Here is a 2,443-nt window from a genome sequence, read left to right as displayed (position 1 = left end):
GCGTCGTACTGGTCGGACGCGAGCGCCGCCCACGAGTCCTCGTCGAGGTAGAAGGTGCGCTTGCTATACACATGGCGCTTGCCCTCGCGCAGCGTCGCTTCCACCACCCACACGCGGTGCAGCTCCCAGCGCACCAGGTCCGGGTTGAGGTGGTTGGGCTTCAGCAGATCGTCCTGCTTGGCCTGATACACCGCGGCGTAGGCGTTGTACGGTACATACATCTCCTTCTTGCCCACGAGCTTGAAGTCGAAGCGGTCCATCGAGCCGATGAAGATGAAGATGTCGTCGAAGGTGTTGCCCCCGGCGGTGCCCGGGTTGGGCGTGTCGTGCGAGAGATCCGGGGCGACCTTCACGCGCCGCTGCCCCGGCAGGTAGGTCCACGCGCGCCGGTCCTTGGTGCCGATGTCGAGCGGATCGACGATCAGGAGCGCCTCGCCCGCACGCCGTGCCGGGCCGGTGTAGGTGTTCTTGATGCGCCAGTAGATTTCGGCCGAGCTCTTGCCCGCATCCCAGAACGGGAACTCCTGGACGTTCATGCCTTCGGTGGCGAGCGTCGTGCGGCCGCTCGCATCGACGTTGAGGTTGCGGTACTTCACCTCGTAGGCCTGGCCGTTGTAGCGCACCAGGTGGTTCCACATCGCCTCATAGCCGGTCTTGGGGATCGGGAACGGGAAGCCCGCGTGCGCGCCTTCGATCGAGCGCCCGTCGTTGTTGGTCTTGGCCTGCGTCGCGATTTTCGCGGTGTTGTCGGCGACGAACTTGGGGAAGGCGACGCTGCGGTGCGTCGGGTACACGTCGACACGGAAGCTCGGGTACTTCTGCAGCAGCGCCTTGGTCCCTTCGGTGAGCTTGTCGGCGTGCTGCGCCAGGTTCTTGGCGTCGATCACGAGACGCGGCTTGTCGGTGGCGAAGGGGTTCGGGCGGATGCCGTCGCCCGGCTTGAAGCCCGCCGGGGCGGTGGTGAGCCCGCCGGTGTACTCGGGGATGGTGCCGTCCTTGTTGCCGGCGCGCTCGGCGCCGACCGCGGTGAGCGTGGTGCCGAGCTTCTTCGCCTCGTCGGGCGTGATCGCGGCCACGGCCGCACCGCTCAGGGCCAGCGCGAGTGCGGCCGACAGCAGGGTTTGGGTGAGTTTCATGGGGGTCCTCCTCCTCAGAAGGTCGTCTTAAGTGTCAGGCTCACGAAGCCGCGATCCTGCAGCAGCGTGGTGAAGCCGTTTTGTGTCGTCACGGCGGTGCCGTTGTCGCGGTACTTGCCGAAGTAGTCGATGTACTTGAGATCGATGCGGTACTTCTGGAACACGTCCGCCGAGAGGCCTACGCTGTAGTTGCCGTTGCCCTCGTTGCCGCCGAATATCGTCGGGGCGTTGCCGGAGAGGCCCACCGACACCGCGAGCGGCGCCGACAGATCCACCCCCGGCAGCACCTGGTACCAGGTCGGGGTGAAGGCGAGCGCGAGGCCGAAGAAGTCCTTCGTGGTGCAGCCGTCCCACTTGTCGCGGCCGGTACACGGGGCGAAGCCCGTCGCGTAGAAGAGACGCTCGCCGCTACGCACCTTGTCCCACTTGGCCCAGGTGAGCTCGGCCGCCCAGCTCGCGGCATCGAACACCGGGGTGTCGGAGATCAGGCCCAGCACGTTCACCAGCGCGTGGAAGGTGTCGCCGCGCGGGCCGGGGGTTTCCCCGTCCTGCGGCAGGCCCGTCGGCGAGATGCCCAGCACCTGCGAGTTGAGCGGGGTGTTGCGGCGGTAGGAGACTTCCGCACCGACGCTCACGCCGCCGATGTTCTTGGCCAGGCTCACGCCGAAGAGGTCGATGTCGTCGGCGTAGATGAGGTTGTAGCGGCTCACCCCCGGCCCGACGCGGGTGAGAAAGGTCTGCGGCAGCTTGTCGGCGTAGCGGCGGTAGTAGACGCCGAGCGTGCCGTCGAGCGCCTCCGGCGACCAGCGCAGCGACACGCCGTATTCGCCCGCCTGCTTCGGTTCGACCGGCTTGCCGTTGGCGGCAAAGCCCAGCCCGGGACTGATGAAATGGCGGTCCGGGCCGTTGAAGGCAAAGTCCACCGGGCCGAGGTAGGTGCCGCCTTCCGGGTAGCGGTAGGCTTCCCACTGCATGAAGTATTGCGCCGACACCGACAGCGTGTCGGTGAGCTGGGCCTGGCCCGAGAGCTGGTTCAAGGGGCGGAAGAGTTCCTTCGCTTCGGCCCCCGGGGTCGCAAACCCCTTCTGCAGGTCGAGCGGCATCTGCGCGTACGACACGCTGTGCAGCGCGCCACCGAGGAACAGCGATTCGCCCCAGAACACCGTGTGCCGGCCCGCCTTCAGGCGCACCGGCACGCTCGCGGCGTCGAAGTTGGCGAACACGAAGGCGTCGAGCACTTCCCCCGAGGGGCCGGCGTAGTAGCGCTTGGTGTAGCGGCTGTATTCGTGATCCGTGTAGCTCGGGAT

2 protein-coding genes are annotated in these 2,443 nt (G+C 67.0%); both read right to left on the bottom strand.

Annotation, left to right across the window (positions count from 1 at the left end):
- A partial coding sequence (locus GPA25_RS23505) for a DUF1329 domain-containing protein (RefSeq protein ID WP_169262818.1) occupies window positions 1-1,136 on the bottom strand: 1,136 nt, incomplete at its 3' end.
- Window positions 1,137-1,150: 14 nt separating this feature from the next.
- A partial coding sequence (locus tag GPA25_RS23500; RefSeq protein WP_169262817.1) for a DUF1302 domain-containing protein occupies window positions 1,151-2,443 on the bottom strand: 1,293 nt, incomplete at its 5' end.

It is taken from the genome of Aromatoleum diolicum, assembly GCF_012910955.1.
GTDB classification, from domain to species: Bacteria; Pseudomonadota; Gammaproteobacteria; order Burkholderiales; family Rhodocyclaceae; genus Aromatoleum; species Aromatoleum diolicum.
The sequence above is the reverse complement of the archived record's forward strand: the minus strand, read 5'-3'. Positions and strand labels throughout refer to the sequence as shown.